We start from the raw sequence: 335 nt of genomic DNA on the forward strand, positions 1-335 counted from the left end.
GACGGAACCGGCGCTTGCCAGGAAGCTCATGGCGGCCTTGGCGCGATCGTTCACTTCCGTGCCGCTGACCCAGACGAGCGGGTTCTTGGTGTCGCCGTAATAGGTTTCGAGCGACTTCGCGACATTGCCGTCGGCGCGAACCTTGGCATCGGCGAGATAGCGGCGCTGAACGCCGGACTGGTCGCCCGACGTTGCCGACGCATCGACGACGGCACCGGTTACGACCGGGTCTGCAAACTTCGCCGTGTTCACCAGACGCATCGGGTCCGGCTTGTACGTATAATAGGTCGGCGACGTCACCTTCGGCAGCGGCGCGTCGACGGGGGCCTGCATGG

Annotated in this window: 1 protein-coding gene; it reads right to left on the reverse strand. The window is 65.1% G+C overall.

Annotation, left to right across the window (positions count from 1 at the left end):
• On the reverse strand, positions 1-335 hold a 335-nt coding region (locus tag SCA31_RS22780; RefSeq protein ID WP_410699321.1), incomplete at both ends, for a hypothetical protein.

The organism is Chryseobacterium sp. SIMBA_028 (assembly GCF_046535285.1).
In the GTDB taxonomy this organism is placed as follows: domain Bacteria; phylum Bacteroidota; class Bacteroidia; order Flavobacteriales; family Weeksellaceae; genus Chryseobacterium.